Here is a 24,596-nt window from a genome sequence, read left to right on the forward strand (position 1 = left end):
AGGTGCCACGAGGGCTGAATCGAGGGAATTCTGTGGTGGGGCAAGGTTGTGACCTCACCCCACCGATTCCGGTTAGGTTTCGAGAAGATTGGTGACCATCTCGGCGATGGGGGATCGCTCGGATCTGGTGAGCGTTACGTGTGCGAAGAGGGGGTGTCCTTTAAAGGATTCGATAACGCTGGTGACACCGTCATGGCGACCTACTCGCAGATTGTCCCGCTGAGCCACGTCGTGGGTGAGGACCACGCGTGAGCCACTGCCGATTCGCGACAGAACAGTGAGGAGGACACCACGTTCCAGGCTCTGTGCTTCGTCGACGATGACGAAACTGTCATGGAGCGAACGCCCTCGGATATGGGTCAGCGGCAGTACTTCCAACATCCCTTGATGAATAACTTCATCGATGACGTTCTCACTGGTGAGTGCCCCGAGAGTGTCGTGTACCGCCTGGGCCCACGGTTCCATCTTCTCCGATTCGGAACCGGGCAGGTATCCCAGGTTCTGCCCGCCGACGGCGTACAACGGCCGGAAAACCACGACCTTCTTGTGGCGCTGCTGCTCCAGCGTTTTCTCCAGGCCCGCGCACAGGGCCAAGGCCGATTTTCCGGTACCGGCCTTGCCGCCCAAGCTGATGATTCCGACGTCGTCGTCCAACAGGAGATCCAGGGCGATCCGCTGTTCGGCCGAACGTCCGTGCAGTCCAAAAGCATTGGAATCTCCCTTGACGGGAGTGATGCTCTTGTCGACCGCGACTCTTCCGAGTCCGGACGAGCCGGGAGCACTGAGGATGACCCCGGAATGGCACGGCAGATCGTGTTGGACGTCCAAACCCTTGTCACTGAAGAGTTCCGACATCTCCTGATCGGTGACCGACAGTTCGGCGGTTCCCGTCCACGTTGGATCGAGAGCTTGGCCGTGGCGGTATTCTTGGGTCTCCACTCCGACGGTGGAGGCCTTGACCCGCAACGGCATGTCCTTGGTTACCAGGATCGCCTGGTCACCGAGGTTGGCCGCTACCGCGAGAATACGGCTGTCATTGGTATTGACGGCCATGTCGGGCGGTAGATTACTGGTATCGATGGAGTTGATTTCAACTCGGAGATCACCCCCTTCGTCCCCGATGGGAACGGGCTCATCGAGACGCCGGTACTTGATGCGGAGGTCGTCAAGGCGGCGAAGCGTTTCACGGGCGAACCATCCCAGTTCGGGATGATGACGTTTTCCTTCCAGCTCGGTGATGACGATCAATGGAATGACGACGTGGTGCTCATTGAATCGTGAGAAAGCGCCCGGATCGGAGAGAAGGACGCTGGTGTCGAGGACATAGGTGCGTTGGTCTGGCACGGGTGCCTCCTCGCTGCTCTTCGTCGCTCTATGTGAGCGACTCTCGGCTTAGCGTTTGCTAATCCTTTAATGACCTCACTGTAGTCGGTTTATGTGACATTTTCCAGAGAGCGAGGTTTAAAGGCTCACATGGGGTAGCGAAGTGCGAACGATTTGTGTGAGGCGGCGAATGTGACTCAATCTTCATGAGGGATACTTTTATTCGATCAAGGTGAATATGGAGTTACCGGTGAGAATGCGGACGACGAACCCTGGAACCGGTAAGAGTCAGAAATCCGACAAATCAGACAGCTGAACTCACGAAAACGACCGTGTCGCCACTTGATGTCAGTGACAATACCCCCGTGTCTACAGTTAGTGTTTCCGAACTCAAAGTCGCCATCAACTCCGCACTCGAGCAGGTGCGCGGTGGTCAAGCAGCGATCAACGCCGCCTCACAGAACATCGAAGAGGCCCAGAGCCGACTCGGGGCCGTCTGCAATGGAACCGGGCATCAGTCGGTCGTCAATGCGCAAGCCGCGCTCGCACAAGCGGCGAGTGAGCTGGAACAGTCGTTGGCCGCCACCAACGCCGCCACCGAACAAGCCGAAACCTACGCCACCAGCCTCTAGGAGCCACAGTGGATATCGCCACCCTCGCCACCCGCCTCCATCAATTGATCGACGAGCTGCCCCAAGCCGGTCTTGCCGCCGCCGACGAGCACCTGGAAACCGCGTACTGCGAACTGACCGAGGCAGCAAGGGAATCCAGCCATGACCCCGGTCTGACAAGTCTGAGCCAAAGTCGCCATCACCTGGACGCCGGTCGCCGGAAACTCGTCGAGACGGTCCAGTCGATTGAGGAATACCTCGCGGCGATCGGGGTCGGGATCGCCGCGACGGCTCCGGCTCAAACCGCGAAGCGACAGGACGCCTCGGATCAAGTCGCTCCGGATCCCGACGCCTGGTGGCTGGACCGCGTCAGTGAACTGTGCCAACGCAAGGGTCGCCCGAATCCGCACAATCTGACCCCGACTCGTTTGGTCAACGAGTTGACCTACAGCGCCGTGGACGTCAACGCCGGACGCTATTGGCAGCAATTGCGTGACACCCGCCCGGCCACGGCCGCCAAACTGCCCGCGCTCACCTGGCCGACCGTACGGAGCCTCACCGAAGACCGACTGGGAGGGGCGCCAAACGACAAGCAGCTCAAAGAACTCGCCAAGCGCACCCACAGTCCACTGAAGTCCCTGCTGCCCGGAGTGGAGCTGGACGACGTCCATACCAGCCTCGCACGAGCATGCAACCACGTCGACGAGTCGACCGCCTCCGACCCGGCCACCCATGCCGTGCTCGGCCCCGCGCTCATCGCCGAACTGCACCGCCTCACCGCCGCCACCCGCTGAACCAGCAAAGGACCAGCCCCTATGACCGCATGGAAACGACGTCTCGTCTCGGCCGCCGCCCGCCGCATCGCCACTCTACGAGCACAATCCCGCGACCTCACCGGGCGTCGCCGCGCGGTGCTCCAGACCGTCGGAGCCGAATCCGCCGCCGTGACGGAGGAAGGGGAACGCACGCTCGACAGTCTGGCCGACATTCATCGGCGTGCCAAGACCACCATGCGGCAGCGCCACGTCGAACAACTGCGGCATCAAGCCGACCGGGTCCATCGTCTGGCCGCCCTACACAGTGGGGGCGCGGCAGGGTATCCCTGGAACATCTGGGAGTCCGACGCCGACCACTATCCCGCGACGGCACCGCTCTACCGCGTGGGACACCTCAACGGGCCACATCGCCTGCCCGCGCTCGTAGAACTTCTCGACCGCTCCCACCTCAGTCTCGCTCCCGACGCGATCCCGGCATTGCCGGGCCTCCTGCTGCGCGCCATCGGATCGGCCAAACCAGGTGACGTGCGTATACATATTTACGATCCCGACTCGCTCGGGCAGACCCTCGCCGCCTTCGCCCCCTTGACCCGCTCCGGCCTCCTGCGCTTCATCGGTCCGGCCGGACTACGCGACACCCTCGACGAATTGGTCGAACACGTTCGTCGCGTCAATGCCGACGTACTCGGGGGAGAATACCAATCCCTCGCCGAACTGACCGCGCACAATGGAACCGGGCCCGAACCGCGCCATCTCCTGGTTCTGCACAAGGCGGGAATCCACGGTTGGAACGAGCACGATGACGCACAACTCAAACGCCTGCAACGCACGGGAATCCCCGCCGGAGTCACTCTCCTGATCGCCGGAGAGTCGCTGGAGGGTACTCCGGTTCTCGATTCCACCTCGTACAGCTCACTGCCCAAAGCCGCGCTGACATTGGACGCACCGCCTCCCACCCAACTGATCACCGACACCGCCCGAACCGTCGGCGAGCGATACGATTCCGGCGACGAACTGCACCTGAACGATCTACTGCCGCGCGACTACGGCACCAAACAGTCCACCCACGGGCTGTCGGTCCCCATCGGACGCCGCCGCGACGGCTCCATCGCCGCCCTAACGTTGGGAGACAACCCCCCACACGCTCTCATCGGAGGGCCGTCCGGATCGGGGAAAACGAATCTCATCTACACCTGGATCGCCGGTCTGACCACCGGTTACGACCCCTCCGAACTCGAGATGCACCTCCTCGACTTCAAAGAAGGCGTTTCCTTTGCCCGATACGCCGAAGGACGCCGCGATCGAACCTGGCTGCCCCACGCCAAACTCGTCGGCATCAACATCAACGACGACCGCGAATTCGGTCTGGCACTCCTGCGACACCTCAAAGAAGAACTGCGCCGCAGAGCCGACGCCGCCAAACACCACGAAGCCACCAAACTCTCCGAACTGCGCGCCGCCGATCCCGGCAACACCTGGCCCCGCATCGTCGCCGTCATCGACGAATTCCAGATACTGCTGGAAAACCGCGACAGCGTCACCGACGAAGCCGTAGCGCTCCTCGACGACCTCGCCCGCCGGGGACGCAGCCAAGGCATTCACCTCATTCTCGCCAGTCAGGACGTCGCCGGAATCGAGGCCCTCTGGGGACGCCCCAGCCTTGTGGCCCAATTCAGCCTACGCATCGCCCTGCCTAAAGCCCGCCGAGTCCTCGCCGACAACAATCACGCCGCCGACACGCTCCCCAAACACCACGCCATCATCAATTCCGAATCCGGCCAGAACGACGCCAATCACGTCATCGCCCTTCCCAACGCCGGAGCCAACGACACCTGGCAACCGATCCAGGAACAACTCTGGAACCAACACCCCCACAGCGGGCCACCACGCCTGTTCGACGGTGAGGACACCCCCAGACTTCCCACCGCCCCGCCACCGAAACAACACGTCTACGTCGGTCAAACCATCGACGTCCGCCAACGACCGGCGACCTTCGACCTGCGCCGCTCACCCGGCCGCAACCTCGCCGTCATCGGGACCCGCACCGCCGACGCACACGACCTGATCGCCACCACCGCCCTCCATCTGCGCGACGCCACGGTCAACATCTGCAGCTGCGATATCGACAGCGACTCACACGCCATGCGGCTCGCCGAAACCCTGGAAAACCACGGCACCACCGTCGCCTGGTACGAACAACTACACGACCTCGTCAACGAGAGACATCGACGTCCCGCTACGACAACGGTGAACCTCCTCTACGCCGTCGACGCCATCTCGACTCGACTGGACCACCGTGACCGAGAAGCGTTCCGCACCCTGCTGGTCGACGGGCCGGAAAACCACGTGCACACCGTCGGCTGGTGGCGATCGGTGCCACGCCTCCGAGACGACCTCGGCGGATACAATCCCCGATTCGACGCCATCGACGCCTGGGTCGCACTCGACTGCCACGGCAACGACCTCGCTCCACTGACCCCGGGAAACCACACACCACAGTGGTATCCACGGACTCGGCGCGCCCTGTACTTCGACCGCGCCCACGATCGCGAACCCGGTGTCATCATTCCCTACGACCCGCACGAACAGCTCCACGAGGCACCCGCCAGTCCACTGATCGAGGTCACCCATGCGCAATAGTTACGTCAGTGCCGTCAGCGACTACCTGGAACTCGACGGAGTCACCCAGGAGGAAGCCACCACGCTGCACGACGAATACGAGCGCGACCGCACCCGTGTCGAAAACCGGATACACCAGGCACAACAGCGAGAACAAGCCGCTCGGCGCGACCTTGCCGAAGCCGAAGAACTCCAAGACGACCTCGACCGCCGTACGACCAGGCTGTGGGACCGGCTCGCCGCCCTCGTGGGCCCCGGCACAACCGGAGACTTCCCGCAAGCCGTGCATCGATTCAACGCCCCGTCAAGTGAACCGACACGACTCCGCGCCGACCTCGCCGATCTCGAAAGACTGGTCGCCACCGCCAAACGCGGCGAGCTTCCCTTCGAACCACCCGTGATGAGCAGCATCGTAGCGGGAGTCATCGGTCTCTGCTGCGGAAGCGCGGGGGTATACGGCGCGCTCGCGCTCCTGGGCATCGACAGTTCCAGTCCGATGTGGAATGCTTTGCAGCCGGCCGCCGCGACCGTATGCGTCCTCGCGAGCGCCGGGGTCGCGCCGATCGCCTGGGGAATGTGGCAAGCGGCCTGGTATCGAGTGCGGCCGCGACCGCAAGGTGTACTACTGGCGGTGAGTCTCGCCGCGGTGGCCATAGTCGTCGGTTCGGTCCTTTTCCTACGCGGGTATTAATTCGTCGTTCGTGAATCTCGGCGGTAACCGGGCGGTACGCCTAGCGTCCGAGTTCGAACTCGCCAATACGACCGAGGGTCGCCTCGCCTACTATTCGGGAAGCCCGGCGACGACCTCGGTGGAGGGCGATAGTCGTTCGGCGAGCGCCGCGCAACGGTGCTGAGGCCCGACCGAGTGGTATGGCGCTGTGCCGCCGTACAATGCGGCGTGGCGCCTTTCACCGGACACGATCTGCTGTGTGAGTGGTGAGGCGTTAACCTTGTAGGGAGCATGCCTCACTCAACCGCGTCGCGGTGCCGATCGCGCCGAACGACGTGTTGTGGAGGGGCGGAATGTACACCCGATCACTTATAAAAATAACCACCGACATTGCGAGGGGATAACCAGTGTTCGACGCACTGTCAGACCGGCTGTCAGGGATTTTCGCTTCAATCCGGTCAAAGGGCCGCCTGACCGATGCCGACATTGACGCCACCGCCCGCGAGATCCGCCTCGCGCTGTTGGAAGCCGACGTCGCTCTGCCGGTCGTCAAGGCCTTTATCGCGCAGCTGAAGTCGCGCGCGAAGGGAACGGAGGTTTCCAAGGCCCTCAATCCCGAACAGCAGATCATTAAGATCGTCAATGAAGAGCTCATTGCCATTCTGGGTGGGGAGACCCGCCGCGTCAACTATGCCAAGCAACCGCCGACGGTCATCATGCTCGCCGGTCTCCAGGGTGCCGGTAAGACGACCCTGGCGGGCAAGCTCGCCCGGTGGCTGAAGAAGGACGGGCATTCGCCCTTGCTGGTCGCCGCCGACCTGCAGCGCCCGAACGCCGTGGATCAGTTGAAGGTCAACGGGGAACGCGCCGAGGTTTCGGTCTACGCACCGGAGCCGGGCTCCGGAGTCGGTGACCCGGTCAAGGTCGCTTCCGATTCCATCGAAGAAGCCAAACACACCGGGCGTGACGTGGTCATCATCGACACCGCCGGTCGTCTCGGTATCGACGAGGAAATGATGCAGCAGGCCCGCGACATCCGCGAGGCCACCAACCCCGACGAAGTCCTGTTCGTCATTGACGCCATGATCGGTCAGGACGCCGTGACCACCGCCGAAGCCTTCCGCGACGGAGTGGGAATCAGCGGTGTCGTACTGTCCAAGCTTGACGGTGACGCCCGTGGCGGTGCCGCCCTGTCGGTTCGTCACGTCACCGGTCAGCCGATCATGTTCGCCTCCACGGGTGAGAAGTTGGCCGACTTCGACCTCTTCCATCCCGACCGCATGGCTTCGCGCATTCTCGGCATGGGCGATATGCTCACCCTCATCGAGCAGGCCGAAGAGGCCTTCGATGCGGACCAGAAAGAGGAGATGACCCAGAAGCTACTCGAGGGTGAGGACTTCACCCTGGAGGACTTCCTGGAGCAGATGCAGTCGCTGCGCAAGATGGGTCCGATCGCCAACGTCATCAAGATGATGCCCGGTGCCGGTCAGATGAAGGATCAGCTCGAGCAGATCGACGATAAGCAGCTCGATAAGACCACCGCCATCATTCGGTCGATGACCCCGGAGGAACGACGCAATTCCAAGGTCATCAACGGCTCGCGTCGTCTGCGCATCGCCAACGGTTCGGGCGTCACGGTCAATGACGTCAATCAGCTTCTGAACCGCTTCAAGGAAGCACAGAAGATGATGAAGAACATGCCCGGCATGATGGGTATGGGCGGTGGTGGAACCAAGGCCACCAAGTCCAATAAGATCAAGCGCAAGGGCAAAAAGGGCAAGAAGAAGTCGATCAAGCGCGGCGGCGGCTCGGCCCGCAAACAGGGGATGCCGCAGCTGCCCGGTGGAATGCCGGGGGCCGGGGAGATGCCGGACCTCAGCCAGACGAAAGCGTCCGACCTGCCCGACATCGACATCGATAAGTGGATGAAAGAGCAGGGTAAAGGTCAATAGTCGCCGGAGGCGGCCGGGTTCGGCGTCGGTATCGTATAAGACGAATGGTCCGCCGATTGTGAATCGAGGTCAACGATGACGACTCCCGGCCCTCTCCACATCCGAGCCGTATGGTTGCCGGATGATCGTGAGCGCGATATCTACATCGACGGCGATCGCCTGGGGTTCACCCCGGTGCCGAACGCCGAGACCGTCGCCGACGGCGGTTACGCGCTCCCCGGCTTGGTGGACGCTCACTGCCATATTGGAATCCGGCGCGGTGCCTCACCGATCGAGTCGCTGGATGAGGCCCGTGAACTGGCGTATCAGGATCGCGACGCGGGAGTTCTGGCGATTCGGGATGCGGGCTCTCCCTATCCTTATCCCGAACTGGTCGGGGAAGACGGTATTCCGCGGCTGATTCGCGCCGGACAGCACATTGCCGCCTCCAAACGGTATCTGCGGGGAATCGGCCTGGAATGTGAGCCCGAGGAAGCGGTGGCGGCTCTGGCTCGTCAGGCGCACGAGGGTGACGGCTGGGTCAAACTGGTGGGCGATTGGATCGATCGTTCACAGGGCGATCTGGCGCCGAGCTTTGAACCCGAGGTCCTCACGGCGGCGATCAAGGCCGCTCAACGTGAAGGTGCCAAGGTCGCCGTCCACACCTTCAGCGAGGAGGCCGTGGAGTGCGTGGTGCGGGCCGGAGTCGATTCGGTGGAGCACGGTACCGGGTTGTCGGTTGACGTCATCGACACGATGGCCCGGCAGGGAACGGCACTGGTGCCCACCATGATCAATATCGAGACGTTCGACGACATCGCCGATCAGGCGGAGAGTAAGTTTTCCACCTATGCCGCCCATATGCGTGATTTGAAGCGTCGTTTCCCGGAAGTCGTGGCGCAAGCGGTGGAAGCCGGGGTTCCCGTCTTCGTCGGTACGGACGCGGGAGGCGGAATCAACCACGGCCTGGCGGCGCGGGAGATGCGTTTGCTGCGGGACAAGGCCGGTCTCGCGGCGGAGGACGTGGTGGGGGCGTCGTCGTGGCGTGCCCGTGAATGGCTGGGCTTGCCCGAGGGATTGGGTGACATCGTCGTTTACGATCGGGATCCGCGAGTCGATCTGGATACGGTGTTCGATCCGCGGCGTATTGTGCTACGCGGTCGGGTAGTGCGCTTAGGTGGCGTCGTCGTAGCGGGTCGCGTCTCCGGTACTGCCGGTGTCGCCGCCGGCGGCGGGGGTTTCCGAGTCGCCGCCGCCGGACCGGAACGATCGCCGAACCGAGTTCTTGGTCTCGCCGATATCGCGATTGAGACGGCGTGATTCCTCCGACAGCGGTTCGGTGGTCTTTTTGAGGTCGTCGACGGTACTCTTCAGCGGATTGGACAGCAGCTGCTGGTCTTCCTCGCTGAGGACGTGCTTACGCACGAAGGAGCGGGGATTGAGGTCTTCGGGTTTGACCTCGGTGCCGATTTCCTTACTGAGCGAGTCGGCGGCGTTGCCGGCCATGCCCCGGATTTTGGTGATGAATTTACGCAGGTTGGCGAGCGCCTGGGGTATCTTGTCCGGCCCCCACAGGAGGAGCAGGAGAAGCAGGAGGATGATGAATCCCGGGGTACCTATGTTGGAAAGCACGTCTACCTCGATATTTACTGCGTCGTCGACGCCGGTGCGCCGACGTGGGAGGGCATCGCCGTGCGGGCGACCAGTACCAGACTATGTCGTCGACGGCGGCCTTGGCAATGTGGGGACATACTCGGGGACCGCGCCGGGGCGGCCCCCGCTTTTATCACTTTACTTTATTGAATATAATTTGCAGGCCGGAGCCCGGGCGTCAATCGTCCTTCGATTTTGCCGCGAGGGTGACCTGTGCGCTCTGTTCCTGCCCGTCGCGTTCGAATGTGACGGTGACGGTGTCACCGGGGGCGAATTTACGCACCAAGGCGACCAGTTCGGTGTTGTCCGAGACCGTGCGGTCGGCGAAACTGGTCAGTACGTCGCCGTCGCGCAGGCCGGCATCGTCGGCCGGTGAACCCGGAACCACTTCCTCGAGTTCGACGCCGATGCCCACCTTGGTAGTGCCCAGGCTCGCTCCGAAGACGGTGTGGCTGGCCTGGCCGGTGTCGATGATTTCATCGGCGATGCGCTTGGCCTGGTTGATGGGGATGGCGAAGCCGATGCCGATGTTTCCCGCTTCGCCTTGCTCGTTGGCGAATCCGGCGATCGCGGTGTTGACCCCGATGACCTGGCCTGCGGCATCGGTCAGTGCCCCTCCGGAGTTCCCGGGGTTGATGGCAGCGTCGGTCTGAATGGCGGCCATGACCGATTCGGTGTTACCGTCCAGGCTTTCGGTGACCACCGGCCGATCGAGGGCCGATACGATCCCGAGGGTGACCGTCGAGGTCAGTCCCAGGGGCGCTCCGACGGCGATGACCGGGTCGCCGACCGCGAGCTCGTCCGAATCGGCGATGGCGACCGGTTGATGGTCGTCCCCCGCGATCTTGATGACGGCGACGTCCGACTGCGGGTCGCTGCCGACGACCTCGGCGTCGCTGACCTCACCGTTGGAGAGGCGTACCTGCAGTTGGGAGGCTGAGTTCTCCCCGCCCATCGCCACGACGTGATGATTGGTCATGATGTAGCCGTCCTCGGAGACGATGAACCCCGAGCCGTTGCCGCCGTCCGGGGTGAAAATCGTAACGACGCTGGGAAGCAACTCGTCGACCACGCCTGAGACCGATTCGGGGTCCCGATCGACCACGGGGGAATTGGCGTCTCCGATGGAGCTGGAAAACCGGACGTCCCCCAGCAGGAGACTGCTCACGACCGTTCCCGTGATTCCGGCCAGAAGCGCCGTGATCGCACAGATCACGGTGACCATGCCGAGCCCGACGCCCTGCCGAGGCGGAGACGTGGGGGGCAGGGCCTCCGTCGCGGGAGGCGGCGGAGCGGGATAGCGCACGTAGGCCTGGCTGTGGGGATTGCGCCACGGGTCGTGGGCCGCGTTGGGGTTCCAGGTCGCTTCGGACAGTGGTGGCTGAGGTCGGGGCTGGTGGTGTGAAGGTGTTGCGTCGTTACCAGAGCTCATAGTGGAATTCTCATCATCTCTGTGGTCCGGCGGGCTGTCGTACGCGAAGGCGAGAGCTGGAGTCGGTTCTCGTCGTCTTCGGCCCCTCACTCGAGGCTCTCTTGTTCAAGCGATTATGTCGGTCGATTGCACCATATGTTCGCCACTCGACGTGGAGAGTGCCGCCGCGCCCTGAGACACGGCCGTCACCGGTGGCGCTCACGGAATCGTCGTCCCATATGAGGCAATGACTGGTTTTGGTAACTCCAGTCTGCCTTACGCGCGCGACAACGGCACTGGGATGGGCGATAGAGTTCGTTGTGGAACGGAGCGGTGGGCCGAAGCGTGCGCGGAACGCTCCGATTGTTAATGGAGGGACGGTCGGCCTGCTCTGTCGTATGGCAGACCGACCTCGGGTTAAAGGGGTGCGCAGGAAATCGATGAAAGCGGCGTGGGGACGGGGCACCCGACGGCGATGACGGTCGCATCGCTCAGGGGCCGACCGCTGAGACGGGTCAGTACTCGGCAGGACTATTCGACCAGTGAATCGTGCAGCTGCTTGTTGAGCGATTCGGCTTCTTCTTCGGTCATCTCCACAACAAGACGTCCGCCGCCTTCCAGTGGCAAACGCAAGATGATTCCGCGACCTTCTTGAGCAACCTCCAGCGGGCCGTCGCTCGTTCGCGGTTTCATGGCCGCCATATCTGTCTCCCCTCGGTGAGCAATGTCGCGATCGCGACCTGACGTAGCTGCTCCCAATTTTCCCCTACCGAGGTGACACGGTCGAACCCGCCCCTGAGTGTTAGGGCGAAATCTTCCCGTGCCCGCCTCCGGAGACGCCGTTTCCGGCCGAAACGACATGGTGGAACACGAGATCGACCCCGTACGCATCGTGAGTGCGGTATTTCACAGCATGGCCGTCGGGGCGTCCACGTGCTTGCGACCCGGTCCGCGCTAACGCAGGTGTTTGGGGCGAATGACCAGCCAGAGGACGAGAGCGGCAACGCCCGCACCGGCCGCGACCGCAGCCACGATGGTGTTGAACACTCCGGGGAGGCTCAGGTCGAACAGCCAGGAACCGACCGGAGTGAACAGAGCCAGTGAGAAGGCACCCCCGCACGCGGCCACCAGGCCGAACTTCCACAGGCGGTAGGGGCGCGACACGATGGCCAAGGCCGTCAGAGCCACTGTGAACAATACGATCGCCGAGGTCGTTTGACCGGCCAGTTCATCGGCGCCGTGCCATCGGACGGTGACATAGGCGACGAAGGTCGCCAGAGAGCAGGCGATTCCGGCGGGTATGGCGAACTTCAGGACGCGCTGCACGAACCCCGGTCGGGCCCGATCAAAGGTCGGAGCCAAGGCCAGGAAGAACGCGGGAATCCCGATGGTCAACGAACCGATGAGCGTCACGTGAATCGGCAGGAAGGGATACGGCAGGGGATCGTTGTCGGTTCCCCAGGCGAGGACGGCGCCGACGGCGACGAACAGCGCGAGACAGATCGAATAGATCGTCTTGGTCAAAAACAGGTTGGAGACGCGTTCGATGTTGCCGAGGACGCGTCGCCCTTCGGCGACCACATGGGGCATGGTGGCGAACTCGTCGTCCAGAAGAACGATCTGAGCCACCGAGCGGGCGGCCGGTGAACCCGACCCCATGGCGATCCCCAGGTCGGCGTCCTTGAGGGCGAGCACGTCGTTGACGCCGTCGCCGGTCATCGCGACGGTGTGGCCCCGGCTTTGCAGGGCCCGCACGAACGAGCGTTTCTGGTGGGGATTGACGCGACCGAAAATCGTATTCTCTTCCAGTGCGTCGGCCAAGGCACGTTCGTCATCGTCCGGCAAGGTGCGCGCGTCCACCGTTTGCCCCGCACTGTCGACGCCGAGCTGCGAGGCGACCGCTCCCACGGCCGCCGGAGAGTCGCCCGAAATGATCTTGACGTCGACGTCCTGGTCGGCGAAGTACGCCAAGGTCTCCTCCGCCGTCGAACGCAGACGTTGCTTCAAGATCACGAGGGCCCGGGCCCGGACTCCTTCGACTCCACCGGTGGTGCTGGCACTGTCGGCAGTGGCCAGGACCAACACCCGCAGCCCTTGAGCCGAGAGCATGTCGGCGTCCAAGGCGGCGTCGTCGTCACGGGACAGCAGTACGTCGGGGGCACCGAGCAACCAGTTCCCATGGTCGGTGAAGCGAACCCCGCTCCACTTTCGGGCCGACGAAAACGGCATGGTGTCGATGACCCGCCAAGCGGGGTCGGGGACGTCATTGGACTCCAGATACTCGGCCACCGCCGTCATGGTGGGATTGGGGCTGTCGTCGCTGTGCGACAAGGCCGCCAAGGCGGTCTCGACGTCCACGTCCGAACCCTCGCCGACCGGGCGGATCTTCTCGACGTCCATTCCGCCTTCGGTCAGGGTCCCCGTCTTATCCAGACAGAGCACACTGGTACGTGCCAGGCCCTCGATGGCCGGTAGTTCCTGTACCAGGCATTTGCGTTGGCCGAGACGTATGACGCCCACCGCGAACGCGATGGAGGTGAGCAGCACGAGGCCCTCGGGAATCATGGGAACGATACCGGCGACCGTGGAGAGAATCGACTCCGATATCCGGGAACCGCTGACCAGCAACTGGCCGACGATCAGCAAAAGTCCGATAGGGATGATCAGCCATGTGACGACCTTGATGAAACGATTGATGCCGTCCCGTAGGTCGGAGTGAGCCAGCGTGAACTGACTGGCCTCCTCGATCAGGCGAGCCGCGTAGGAATCCTCGCCGACCCGCTCGGCACGGAAGACACCCGAGCCCGCCACCACAAAGGAGCCGCTCTTGACCTCATCGTCCGGTTCCTTGGCCACGGGATCGGCCTCCCCGGTGAGCAGGGATTCGTCGACTTCCAAATTAGAGGACTCCACGACGGGACCGTCGACGGGAATCCGATCCCCGGGCGACAGCTGGATCAGGTCGTCCTGCACCAGTTCGGCGGGATCGATGTCGACCTTCTCGCCGCCCCGGATCACCGTGGTCTTCGCCAGATTGACCAGTGACAGCTTATCGAGTGTGCGCTTGGCCCGCAGCTCCTGAAAGGTCCCGATTCCAGCGTTGAATACGATCACGAGGCCGAAAAGGCCCTGCTTGAATCCACCGAAGGTGATGGCGATGACGGCGAGGACGCCGATGACGGTGTTGAAAAGAGTGAAGAAGTTTCCGCGCAGAATGGCGGACAGGGGGCGTGAGGTACGGCGTTTAACGTGATTGACCAGGCCGGACGACTGTCTTTCGCTGACTTCGTCAGGAGTCAAACCGGTGTGGGAATCAAGAACGGGTGTGGTCACAATTGAGAGTTTAAAGTATGTCCTCAAACAAGTGGACGTGGTCGTCAACCTAGCGTCACGAGCGCGACGATGCTCGGAATCGATCGCGACGCACGCTCGTACCCGGCACACGAGCCGCTCAACCGGTTCGACGGCCGCTGGAACATACCCGTAAGATGTATAACCATGGCCAAAGTACTCACAAGTCAAGCCGAGGATTTTCCTCGCTGGTATCAAGATGTCGTCGCAAAAGCTCAACTGGCCGAGAACGGCCCGGCGAAGGGCCAGCAGGTAATCCGACCGACGGGCTTCGCACTGTGGGAACGGATGGTCGACGAACTGGACGACCGCATCAAGGACACCGGGACGGAAAACGCCTCCTTCCCCCTACTGATCCCACAGTCCTACCTGTCGAAGGAAGAACAGCACGTCGAGGGCTTCGCCCCCGAAGTCTGGATGGTCACCCACGGCGGCGGAAAAGAGCTGGAAGAACCCTTGGCGATTCGCCCCACCTCAGAGACCGTCATCGGCGAATACATGGCCAAATGGACCAAGTCGTATCGCGACCTGCCCCTGCTGCTGAACCAATGGGCGAACGTCATGCGCTACGAAATGCGCACCCGCCTGTTCCTGCGTACCTCGGAGTTCCTCTGGCAAGAGGGACACACCGCCCACGCCACCTTCGACGACGCACACGAATTCACCCTGCGCATCCTGCACGAAGTCTACGCCGACTTCATGGAAAACGTTCTGGCCGTTCCGGTTCTTCGCGGAATCAAGACAGTGGAAGAACGATTCGCCGGAGCGCTCAACACCTTCTGCGTCGAAGCGCTCATGCGCGACAACAAAGCCCTGCAAATGGGAACCTCGCACGAACTCGGACAGAACTTCGCCAAGGCGTTCAACATCGTCTACCAAGGCAAAGACGGCCAGGAACACCACGCCTGGACGACCTCGTGGGGCACCTCCACGCGGATGCTGGGCGGCCTGATCATGAGCCACGGCGACGACAACGGCCTGCGCGTTCCGCCCAAACTGGCGCCGGTCCAGGCCTACGTCATGGCCGTCAAGGACTCCGACGAGGTCCACGACGAAGCCACACGCGTGCACGAACGCCTCAAGGCCGCCGGAGTGCGCAGCAAACTGGACCTGCGCGGTGACATCGCCTTCGGACGACGCGCGGTGGACGCCGAGCTGAAGGGCTTCCCCGTGCGTATCGAAATCGGTCCTCGCGACCTGAAAACCGGTGAGGTCACCGTGGCGCGTCGCGTCCCGGGCACCAAAGAGGCCGTCGCGCTGGACGGGGTGGTCGACGCGGTCCAAGACGCGCTCGCCGTCGATCAGAAGAGCCTGTTCGACGAGGCTCTGCGGCGCCGTGAAGAGGTCACCTCGCAGGCGGCGAATCTGGAAGAGGCCATTGAAATCGGTCAGTCCGGAATGGCCGTGGTGCCGTGGGCGGAGGTCGGCGACGCCGGTGAGGCCAAGGCCGCCGAGTCGAAGGTGACCGTTCGCTGCCTGCAGCGGGCCGACGGCACGGTCCCGGACTCCTTGGACGAGGACGGCCTCGTCGCGTTCCTGGCGCGGGCCTATTAGATAGCGCACTCTCACCTCCGACGCTCTGCGGATTTACGAGGTGAGAGTGCTAAACTTCGGGTTTGTATTTGGCTTTCAATCGGCCGCCCTCTTGTTACCGAGTGAAAAGCCCAGTCGAACGTGACAGTAGTAGCACAGTGTCTCCATTTTCTCCACGTGGATGAGCGTTGTGCTGTGAGACCGCGTGTGAACTAATGAGGTAAAACAAAAGTGGCAGTTAAGATCCGCCTGACCCGCATGGGAAAGATCCGCAACCCGCAGTACCGCGTGGTGGTCAAGGACTCCCGTGACAAGCGTGACGGTAAGTTCATTGAAAACCTGGGCATCTACCAGCCGAAGGCTAACCCGTCGATCATTCAGGTCGACTCTGAGCGAGTGCAGTACTGGCTCAGCGTGGGCGCACAGCCTTCCGAGCCCGTTCACAGGATCCTGTGCCGCACCGGTGACTGGCAGAAATTCAAGGGACTTCCCGCTCCTGCGGAAATAAAGGTCGCCGAGCCCAAAACCGAGCGTGACACGCTGTACGAAGCGGCTCTGAAAGAGGCGGGAATCGATCCGGCCGCTACAGTGGTTGTGGAAGACACCAAGACCAAAAAGAGCGAGAATAAGGCCGACGAGTCCGCCTCGACCGAAGAGGTCAAAGAGGAAAAGGCCGAATCCGCTAAGACTGAGGAAAAAGGGGAATAGCCCATGTTGCGACCAGCGCTTGAGCATCTTGTAAAAGGTATCGTCGCCAATCCAGACGATGTTCGGGTCCGACTGGTCGATTCGCGACGTGGCAAACGCCTCGAAGTGCGCGTCCACCCCGATGACCTGGGTACGGTCATCGGGCGTGGGGGCCGCACCATCAATGCCGTCCGTCAGGTCATCACCTCCATCGGTGGGCGTGGCGTTCGGGTAGAGGTCGTCGAAGGCTAGTAGGGCCCGAAACGATCGTGAACCGTTTGCGACGGTTCCTTATTCATTGAAAAGCACTGCCCCACGGCAGTGCTTTTTCTTATTGGACGACAAGTGCGAGCGGGAAGACAGGCGACAATGACCGATGTTGTGGTGGGACGGGTGGCCAAACCCCATGGTTTGAAGGGGGAGGTGGCCATTGAGGTCCATACCGACCGTCCCGAGGAGCGATTCACCGTCGGAGCGCGGGCCGAGACCGATCAGGAGAGCTTGACGGTGGAGTCCGTCCGCTTCCACAAGGGGCGGCCCGTCGTCCGTTTCGCCGAGGCGCGCGGACGTGACGCGGCGGAGAAACTGCGCGGGCGCTTCCTCTACATGGATGTGGCGACGGACGAGGACGTCGATGACGACGAGATTCACGACATCGACCTTATCGGCATGGAAGTCGTGGAACACGACGGCGACGCCGTCGGAACGGTGCGGCGCGTCGATCACGGGCCCGCTCACGAGACGTTGGTGGTGTCGCGTTCTGACCGTGGCACGGCCTTGATCCCCTTCGTGGCCGACATGATCATCGATATCGACGTGGAGGAAGGCGTCATTTCGGTGGACCTTCCCGACGGACTTCTGGACTTGTAATGCGCCTGGACGTAGTCACCGTATTTCCCGAATACTTCTCTCCTCTTGACCTCTCGCTCATCGGTAAGGCCCGGGAACGCGGTCTGATCGATCTGCGCGTCCACGACCTGCGACGTTGGACGCACGATGTGCATCATTCCGTAGACGGCACCCCTGCCGGCGGAGGGGCCGGAATGGTGATGAAACCACAGCCGTGGGGGGAGTGTTTCGACGAGGTCATCGACGGTCAGCGACGGCCGCATTTGCTGGTGACCAGCCCGGCGGGGGAACCGTTCAGCCAGAAGAAGGCGACGGAATTGGCGCGGGAGGACTGGCTGATGTTCGCCTGCGGGCGCTATGAGGGCCTCGATCAGCGGGTGGTGGACTACGCCGCCGAACGGATGCCGGTGACCGAGGTGTCGCTGGGCGACTACGTTCTCTTCGGTGGGGAGGTGGCCGCGTTGACCATGATTGAGGCCGTCACCCGTCTGGTTCCGGGCGTGGTGGGGAACTCCGCGTCTCTCGATGAGGAGTCGCATGTCAACGGGTTGCTGGAAGCGCCCGCGTACACCAAACCGGCGGAATGGCGGGGACACGTGATTCCCGACGTCCTGCGTTCGGGGGACCACGGTGCGGTCGACCGCTGGCGGCGCGATCAATCTCTCATTCGCACTCTGCGGCGGCGCCCCGATTTGGTGGCGCAACTCGACGAGAGTACGCTGGACAAGCGTGACCGGCACCTTATCGAACGGGCCGGGATCGACGAGCCTGACGCCGATCAGGCATAATATTTCAGTCGACTGGGACGACCCTCTCCAATTTCCTCCGGAGTTCCGCGCCGGTGCGCGGTGGACAGGGGTTCTCCCGAGCCGACGGCCGTGTTCGCGAGCGTCGACTCGCGCCGACTCTGACGTCCGACGTTACGACTTTGGACCTCTCAGAGTTATAAGACAACTACGACTTGAAGAGGTTCCCATGAACGTTCTGGATGAATTGAACGCGCAGTCGATGCGCGCCGACGTACCGGATTTTCGCCCCGGTGACACCGTTAATGTGCATGTGCGTGTGCAAGAAGGCTCCCGTTCCCGTATCCAGGTGTTCCAGGGACCGGTTATTCGTCGTCACGGTGAGGGACTCGGCGAGACCTTCACCGTTCGTAAGCTGACCTTCGGGACCGGTGTGGAGCGTACCTTCCCGGTACACGGCCCCATGATCGATAAGATCGAGGTCGTCACCCGCGGTAAGGTTCGTCGCGCCAAGCTGTACTACCTGCGTGACCGCATTGGTAAGGCAGCCAAGGTGAAAGAGAAGCGCGACCAGTAACGCGCCCCACCCTGGTGTGGAGGAACGGACCCGTTAGCGTGCGGCCCTTTTCCGGCCGTACCGGCGTCCCCTAGACTTTGGATGTGAGTAGATCACGTCGACCCGGTAGACCACCGTCTCGAGTCCGAGGCGGTGGTCTCCTGCGTTCCAAGGGGCCTCCCGACTCCGAACCGCGTGATTCGACGGTCATGATTCCGAAGCTCCGCATGCGGAAACCTCGGCGACCGGTTGCCGATTCACGTCTGGCTCAGGCCAATCGACGACACTACTTGTCATTGTGGATAGAACTGCCCCTGTTGTTGGCCGTCGCGTTCTGTGCGGCGGTCTTGCTGCGCACCTTCGTCGTCCAGCCCTTTTACATACCTTCCGGGTCGATGGAGCAGACCTTGCAGGAAGGCGATCGCGTCCTGGTGCTCAAATTGACCACCGCGCTGCGTGAACCGCAACGCGGTGAAGTGGTGGTGTTTCGCGGCACCGATCAGTGGGATCCCGAGGGCAATGAACAGGCACCGGAGGGGGCGGCCGCCTCGGTTCTGTCCACCTTGTCCGACCTGGTGGGCCTGGGGCAACCCGACGAAAAGGACTTCATCAAGCGCGTCATCGGGATTTCGGGGGACACCGTTTCATGTTGCGACGCGGACGGGAAGGTGACGGTCAACGGAGTCGGTCTGGACGAATCGGAGTACGTCTATGACAACGCGCCTCTGGACATCCCCGCCGGGACGTGTCACTCGCGGGTCTTCGATGAGGTTACCGTGCCGAAGGGCCACGTGTTCGTCATGGGCGACCATCGAGGGGACTCCCGTGACTCACGGTGTCAGGGACCCGTTCCGGTGGAAAACATCCTGGGGCGGGCGGTCCATTTGGTCTGGCCGACCTCGCGGGCGGAGGCCTTGGACATCCCTCAGGTCTTCGATGACATTCCCTGACAGCCGTTCACGGGCGGTATCGCGCTCTGAGTCGACTGTCGAACGCGGCGCCTGAATTTCGTGGGTGTCTTGGGTATTACGTGCGGTTGGTCGTAGACTCATAGTGTGATTGATGAAGGCAGCAATGCGAAGAACGACCCCTCGGAACCCGATGACTCCCAGGACGGGGAACCCAAGTCGGACGGGAAGAAGTCCACGAGGAAGAAGACCTCGGTATGGAAGGAACTTCCGATTCTGCTGGGAATCGCCATCGTGGTGGCGATCGTGGTGCGCACCTTCGTGATGCAGACGTACTACATTCCGTCCGGTTCGATGCAGAACACTTTGGACCTTGACGATCGCATTCTGGTCAATAAGCTCGTTTACACCTTTGGTGAACCGGAACGTGGCGAGGTCGTCGTCTTCCATGCTCCCGATTCCTGGAAGACCTTTCCCAACAGTGGTGATGAGGAATTCGTCAAGCGTGTCATCGCCGTTGGGGGCGATACGGTGGAGTGCTGCAACGCAGAGGGGCGGATCCTGGTGAACGGAACCCCTCTGGACGAGAGCTCGTATCTGTACGTGGATCCGACGACCAAGGAACAGGACGCTCCGTCGCGGGACGAATTCGAAGTGACCATTCCCGATGACCGAGTCTGGGTCATGGGTGACCACCGCTCGGACTCCGGCGACAGTCGGGAAAGCTTCATTCGCACCGGAGGCAATGTGGCCGCCTCCACCATTCCCGTCGACGACGTGGTGGGGAAAGCCTTCGTTCTATTCTGGCCTTTTGATCGTATGACCTGGTTGGATATTCCTTCCACCTACGACGACGTTCCGGCCGGGTCGTGACGGCAAGGGTATTGGCCTCCTTGCGCCCCAGAGCCGCTCGCTTGAGTCGGTCCTCCGGGATGTATGCGGCGGAGTCGGCCTTGCGTCGCAACGGTTTCGGCCCCGTGGTCGGTGTCGACGAGGCCGGTCGTGGTCCGTGCGCCGGCCCCTTGGTCGTCGCTGCCGTGGCGTTGCCGGCCACCGCCCGGATCCAGGGCTTGGCGGATTCGAAATTGCTGTCGGAATCGGCTCGCGAACAGGTCTTCGCCGCTCTGCGTCGATCGCGAGCCATCGACGCGACTGTAGTGTACGAGGCTGCCGAGATCGATCGACGTGGCGTGGGGGTATGCAATCAAGAGGGAATGCGACGCGCTGCGGCGCGTGTGTTGGCGCAGGTCGCAGGGAATCCGTCTCTTGCCTATGCCCTGACCGACGGGTTCACGATCCGGGGTATGCCCTGTCCGTCGGCCGCCGTGATCAAGGGCGACCGGCACGTCGCGGCCATTGCGGCGGCAGGGGTTGTGGCCAAGGTAACCAGGGATCGGATGATGTATCGCCTGCACGAGATTTATCCTGAATACGGCTTCGCCGACCACAAAGGCTATGGGACCGCGGCACACTCGGCGGCATTGGAACGGTACGGGTCGTGTCGGGAACACCGTATGAGCTATTCCAACGTACCCAGCGGCTCGCGCTGAAAGTTGTCCGTGGCGCGTACAGTGGGGAGCTGCGGCACATAGTGGCGACGCCTGTGAGCCGCAGTTCGGTGAGGAGCAATGCCGATCCGGGACGGCGAGCGACGCATGACATGGTCAACCAATATGTTCAGGGGGAGCATTGAGCGCTGAAGATCTCGAAAAGTACGAGACCGACATGGAGTTGAAGCTCTACCACGAATACCGTGACATCGTTCGTCAGTTCACCTATGTCGTGGAGACCGAGCGACGTTTCTACCTTGCCAACGCCGTGGAGGTGAATGTACGCGGCAGCGAGACCGAAACGTATTTCGAGGTGGACATTCGCGACGCCTGGGTGTGGGACATGTACCGTCCGGCACGCTTTGTGAAACATGTTCGTGTACTGACGTTCAAGGACGTCAACGTCGAAGAGCTGGACAAACCGGAGTTGAGTCTGCCATAGGCGGGAGCGACGGCCGCCGTAGGGGACGGACTCCTCACTCTCGCCACCGCCGCCGAAACCGCGCGGGCCCGTTATCATGGGGACGTGTCCACTCTTCGCGATATCGTCGGTGCCTATACCAACCTGTCTTCGAACTCCGTAGCCCATTTGCAGCGGCTGGTGGCGGAATGGCAACTCCTCGCCGACCTGTCCTTCGCCGACTTCCTTCTCTGGGGAGAGGTCTCCAGTCGCCCGGGTGCCTACGTCTGCCTCGCCCAGGTCCGGCCGACCACCAGCCCCACCGCCTACGAGGAAGATCAGGTCGGACGCATTATCGACGGGATCGAGGCGCAGGGTATCCATGCCGCCTTCGCCTCAGGCGGCATCCATCGGGAAGGCGACCCCGTCTGGCACGGTGACGTGGCGGCACGGCACGAGTGCATTCCGGTCCGCCGCCGTGATCGCAACAAGGTCATCGCCGTGGCCGCGCGCGATACCAACCTGTCCGACACCCGCTCCCCCTCGCATCTGGAACTCAATTACCTCAAAACGGCCGACTATCTGGTGCAGATGCTCGCCGACGGCGGCTTTCCACCGCCGTTGCTGCCGGGCGAACCGACCACCGCACCGCGCATTGGGGACGGTCTGGTCCGTATCGGGGCCGACGGTCTGGTGCGCTACGCGTCCCCCAACGCTCTTTCCGCTTTCCGCCGTATGGGAGTGACCGGTCATCTGCGCGATCGCAATCTCACCGAGTTGACACGGCGACTGCCCAGCGATCCCGATGCGGGAGCCGACGCGGCCAAACGGGTCGGGGAGGCCCTTGACGGCGACACCCCACGTCGTCGTGAAATCGAGGCCAAGGGGGCGATCGTCCTCATGCGTGCGCTGCCCCTGCGTCCGGGCGGAAAGGCCGCCGGCGCACTGATTCTGGTGCGCGATGTGACCGAGGTGCGTCGCCTGGATCGGGAGTTGGTCACCAAGGACGCCACGATCCGCGAAATCCACCACCGCGTCAAGAACAATCTGCAGACGGTGGCGGCCCTGCTGCGCTTGCAGGCGCGCCGGGTCGGTGTTCCACAAGCCCGCCTGGCACTGGAGGAATCCGTTCGCCGGGTGGCGTCCATTGCCATGGTGCATGAAACTCTCTCGCAATCCTCCGACGAGGCGGTCGGCTTCGATCAGATCGTCGATCGCGTCGCGTCGATGGCGGCGGAGGTGTCGGCCGCCGAATCGAAGGTCAGTCTGCGCCGCGAGGGCTCATTCGGAGTATTGCCCAGTGAGATCGCGACTCCCCTGGTCATGGTGATCAACGAGCTGATTCAAAACGCGGTGGAACACGCCTATTCACCGGGTGTCGCAGGTGAGGTCGTCATCGAGGTGGAACGGCAGGATGACCAGTTCACCGTCGTGGTACGCGACTTCGGTCAAGGACTGCCGGAAGGATTCTCGATCGCCGGATCCAATCGTCTTGGACTCCAGATCGTCCATACCCTGGTTACCGGGGAATTGCGGGGGAGTATTGAAATGTACCCGGCGGAAGAGACCGGTACCCGGGCGGTGTTGGAGTTTTCGCTGCACTGAGCGATGGAAGCGGAACACGAACGGCATCGGTCGGTATCGCGCCCGAACGAACCGACCGATGCCGACGAGGTCACTCCGTACCGAGCTCGACGTCGACCGTCTGTGAATCTTCCTCGCGTATAAAGGAAACGGCGATGGAGTCGCCGGGATTCTTCGCCTGGACTGCGGACACCACGTCGTTGGCCGAGGAGATGTTCTTTCCGTCGATGGCGGTGATGACGTCTCCCGGTTCCAGTCCGGCGTCGGAGGCCGGTGATTCCGCCTCGACTTCGATGACCATCGCGCCGTTCTGGACTTCGGCGACTCGGACCCCCAGGTATCCGCGCTCCACCGAGCCGCTTTCAATCAACTGGTCGACGATGTCTTTGACCTTGTTGGAGGGAATGGCAAAGCCGAGTCCGATGTTGCCCGATTCGGTCGAGGCGATGGCGGTATTGATTCCAATCAGCTCCCCATTGCCGTTCACCAGAGCCCCACCGGAATTGCCCATGTTAATGGCCGCGTCGGTCTGGATGAGTCCGTCAAGCGTCTCATTCGAATTCTGATTCAAACCGGGCTGCTGCTTATCCGAAATCGACAGCGAACGGTTGAGTGCCGAGACGATGCCCTGCGTGACCGTCCCCTCCAAACCCAGCGGCGAGCCGACGGCGATGGCCACGTCACCGACCTTGAGCCCGGCCGAATCACCAAAGTCGATCGGGTGCAATTCCATGTCGTCGCTGACCTGAACGACGGCCAAGTCTTGGGACTGATCGGTGGCGAGCACCCGCCCCGCCGCAGTGGTCCCGTCGGTGAAGCGCACCTCTACCTCATTCGCATTGGCCACCACGTGATTGTTGGTCACAATATAACCGTCCTCGGAGTACACCACCCCGGAACCTTCGCTGTTTCCGGCCAGAACGGCCACCACCGAAGGCATGACGCTTTCCGAAACCTCCGAATAGGTCTTTCCGTCTCCGGCGTCCATGGAAGGAGACGAATAGATCGTGGTGCTCGTTCCCTTGCCGGCAAAGTACCCGGCCAGGCCACCGATGCCTCCGGCGAGTAGAAGCAGGATCACCGCCATGGCAATCCAACGGCCCGAGCCTCGCCCGGAAGAGGGCGGCTGAGCGGCCGTCGGTGGAGGTCCATACGCCCCAGGGGGAGGGCCGGCCGAGTACGGCGGGGGAGGTGCCGCCGAATGCGACATGGGGGGTGGATTGGAGGATTCTGATGACGCGTTCGGGCGCGTCGCGCCTGGCCCGGGCGTTTCGGACGCCGAGGGCCCTTGGGGCGTGGAGTCGTTCGACGACGACTCTGCCTGGGGCTGTGGTGCCTCTTCCTCGGGCTGTGAAGATTCACCGGGCTTGTCAAACCGGTTGTCGTCATGTGTGCTCATGACATAGAGGATGCCTGCCGCGTGTGTACTCTCGCTGAG

General features: G+C 62.5%; 23 protein-coding genes and 1 pseudogene. 18 read left to right on the forward strand and 6 right to left on the reverse strand.

What is annotated here, in order from left to right; translation table 11 throughout:
• Positions 1–72 precede the first annotated feature (72 nt).
• Positions 73–1,344 carry an RNA 5'-3' helicase PhoH2 gene (gene phoH2 / locus HALAL_RS0109250; RefSeq protein ID WP_025273737.1) on the reverse strand — a complete coding sequence of 424 codons (1,272 nt, stop codon included), beginning with the start codon at positions 1,342–1,344 and terminating at the stop codon, positions 73–75.
• Positions 1,345–1,688: 344 nt separating this feature from the next.
• Between phoH2 and HALAL_RS0109255 the strand changes: the two genes are divergently transcribed.
• The 7 genes and pseudogenes from HALAL_RS0109255 to HALAL_RS0109285 all read left to right on the forward strand — a co-directional run.
• A complete protein-coding gene (locus HALAL_RS0109255; protein WP_029767661.1) occupies positions 1,689–1,955 on the forward strand; it encodes a hypothetical protein in 267 nt (88 codons plus the stop codon).
• A gap of 8 nt (positions 1,956–1,963) precedes the next feature.
• Positions 1,964–2,728: a hypothetical protein gene (locus HALAL_RS0109260; RefSeq protein ID WP_025273739.1), complete on the forward strand. Its 765-nt coding sequence runs from the start codon at positions 1,964–1,966 to the stop codon at positions 2,726–2,728.
• 21 nt (positions 2,729–2,749) lie between these two features.
• On the forward strand, positions 2,750–5,350 hold the full coding sequence (locus tag HALAL_RS0109265; RefSeq protein WP_025273740.1) for an FtsK/SpoIIIE domain-containing protein: 2,601 nt from the start codon (positions 2,750–2,752) through the stop codon (positions 5,348–5,350).
• Positions 5,340–6,020 carry a hypothetical protein gene (locus HALAL_RS0109270; protein WP_025273741.1) on the forward strand — a complete coding sequence of 227 codons (681 nt, stop codon included), beginning with the start codon at positions 5,340–5,342 and terminating at the stop codon, positions 6,018–6,020. The genes HALAL_RS0109265 and HALAL_RS0109270 overlap by 11 nt, the downstream gene beginning before the upstream one ends.
• Positions 6,021–6,030: 10 nt before the next feature.
• Positions 6,031–6,183 (forward strand): hypothetical protein, encoded by a 153-nt coding sequence (locus HALAL_RS18605; protein WP_156937687.1) that lies wholly within the window; start codon positions 6,031–6,033, stop codon positions 6,181–6,183.
• A gap of 223 nt (positions 6,184–6,406) precedes the next feature.
• A complete protein-coding gene (gene ffh, locus HALAL_RS0109280) occupies positions 6,407–7,951 on the forward strand; it encodes a signal recognition particle protein (RefSeq protein ID WP_025273742.1) in 1,545 nt (514 codons plus the stop codon).
• Between the two features lie 75 nt (positions 7,952–8,026).
• Positions 8,027–9,103: pseudogene (locus tag HALAL_RS0109285) on the forward strand (amidohydrolase family protein); the annotation flags it as partial.
• Here the strand turns inward: HALAL_RS0109285 and HALAL_RS19325 are convergent.
• From HALAL_RS19325 to HALAL_RS0109310, 4 genes are all read right to left on the reverse strand, one after another.
• Positions 9,104–9,562, reverse strand: coding sequence for a twin-arginine translocase TatA/TatE family subunit (locus HALAL_RS19325; RefSeq protein ID WP_342670457.1), 459 nt, complete (start codon positions 9,560–9,562; stop codon positions 9,104–9,106). It abuts the pseudogene before it with no gap.
• A gap of 199 nt (positions 9,563–9,761) precedes the next feature.
• Positions 9,762–11,015, reverse strand: coding sequence for a S1C family serine protease (locus HALAL_RS0109295; RefSeq protein ID WP_025273745.1), 1,254 nt, complete (start codon positions 11,013–11,015; stop codon positions 9,762–9,764).
• A 510-nt stretch (positions 11,016–11,525) separates the two neighbouring features.
• The gene (locus HALAL_RS18145) at positions 11,526–11,696 is read right to left on the reverse strand and encodes a DUF3117 domain-containing protein (protein WP_084471936.1); all 171 of its coding nucleotides are present in this window, start codon (positions 11,694–11,696) and stop codon (positions 11,526–11,528) included.
• A 252-nt stretch (positions 11,697–11,948) separates the two neighbouring features.
• On the reverse strand, positions 11,949–14,327 hold the full coding sequence (locus HALAL_RS0109310; protein WP_025273746.1) for an HAD-IC family P-type ATPase: 2,379 nt from the start codon (positions 14,325–14,327) through the stop codon (positions 11,949–11,951).
• A gap of 165 nt (positions 14,328–14,492) precedes the next feature.
• On the opposite strand from HALAL_RS0109310, the gene proS reads away from it, so the two are divergent.
• The 11 genes from proS (at position 14,493) to HALAL_RS0109365 (ending at position 23,179) form a co-directional block, all read left to right on the forward strand.
• Positions 14,493–15,899, forward strand: coding sequence for a proline--tRNA ligase (proS, locus tag HALAL_RS0109315; protein WP_025273747.1), 1,407 nt, complete (start codon positions 14,493–14,495; stop codon positions 15,897–15,899).
• A 210-nt stretch (positions 15,900–16,109) separates the two neighbouring features.
• Entirely contained in the window at positions 16,110–16,586 is a 477-nt protein-coding gene (gene rpsP, locus HALAL_RS0109320) for a 30S ribosomal protein S16 (protein ID WP_025273748.1), read from the forward strand.
• Between the two features lie 3 nt (positions 16,587–16,589).
• Positions 16,590–16,817, forward strand: coding sequence for an RNA-binding protein (locus HALAL_RS0109325; RefSeq protein WP_025273749.1), 228 nt, complete (start codon positions 16,590–16,592; stop codon positions 16,815–16,817).
• Between the two features lie 117 nt (positions 16,818–16,934).
• A complete protein-coding gene (rimM, locus tag HALAL_RS0109330) occupies positions 16,935–17,435 on the forward strand; it encodes a ribosome maturation factor RimM (protein WP_025273750.1) in 501 nt (166 codons plus the stop codon).
• On the forward strand, positions 17,435–18,202 hold the full coding sequence (gene trmD, locus HALAL_RS0109335; protein WP_025273751.1) for a tRNA (guanosine(37)-N1)-methyltransferase TrmD: 768 nt from the start codon (positions 17,435–17,437) through the stop codon (positions 18,200–18,202). Before rimM ends, trmD begins: the two co-directional genes overlap by 1 nt.
• 187 nt (positions 18,203–18,389) lie before the next feature.
• Complete coding sequence (gene rplS, locus HALAL_RS0109340) at positions 18,390–18,737, forward strand: 50S ribosomal protein L19 (RefSeq protein WP_025273752.1); 348 nt, start codon at positions 18,390–18,392, stop codon at positions 18,735–18,737.
• Between the two features lie 83 nt (positions 18,738–18,820).
• A complete protein-coding gene (gene lepB, locus HALAL_RS0109345; protein ID WP_245598068.1) occupies positions 18,821–19,666 on the forward strand; it encodes a signal peptidase I in 846 nt (281 codons plus the stop codon).
• A gap of 231 nt (positions 19,667–19,897) precedes the next feature.
• On the forward strand, positions 19,898–20,497 hold the full coding sequence (gene lepB, locus HALAL_RS0109350; protein ID WP_051463060.1) for a signal peptidase I: 600 nt from the start codon (positions 19,898–19,900) through the stop codon (positions 20,495–20,497).
• Positions 20,494–21,174, forward strand: coding sequence for a ribonuclease HII (locus HALAL_RS0109355; RefSeq protein ID WP_245598070.1), 681 nt, complete (start codon positions 20,494–20,496; stop codon positions 21,172–21,174). Before lepB (HALAL_RS0109350) ends, HALAL_RS0109355 begins: the two co-directional genes overlap by 4 nt.
• Before the next feature lie 139 nt (positions 21,175–21,313).
• A complete protein-coding gene (locus tag HALAL_RS0109360) occupies positions 21,314–21,616 on the forward strand; it encodes a DUF2469 domain-containing protein (RefSeq protein ID WP_029767671.1) in 303 nt (100 codons plus the stop codon).
• 84 nt (positions 21,617–21,700) lie between these two features.
• Positions 21,701–23,179, forward strand: a complete 1,479-nt coding sequence (locus HALAL_RS0109365) for a sensor histidine kinase (protein ID WP_029767672.1) — start codon at positions 21,701–21,703, stop codon at positions 23,177–23,179.
• A gap of 70 nt (positions 23,180–23,249) precedes the next feature.
• Here the strand turns inward: HALAL_RS0109365 and HALAL_RS0109370 are convergent, their stop codons facing one another.
• Complete coding sequence (locus HALAL_RS0109370; RefSeq protein WP_084471937.1) at positions 23,250–24,557, reverse strand: S1C family serine protease; 1,308 nt, start codon at positions 24,555–24,557, stop codon at positions 23,250–23,252.
• Positions 24,558–24,596 lie beyond the last annotated feature (39 nt).

The organism is Haloglycomyces albus DSM 45210, from assembly GCF_000527155.1.
In the GTDB taxonomy this organism is placed as follows: Bacteria; Actinomycetota; Actinomycetes; order Mycobacteriales; family Micromonosporaceae; genus Haloglycomyces; species Haloglycomyces albus.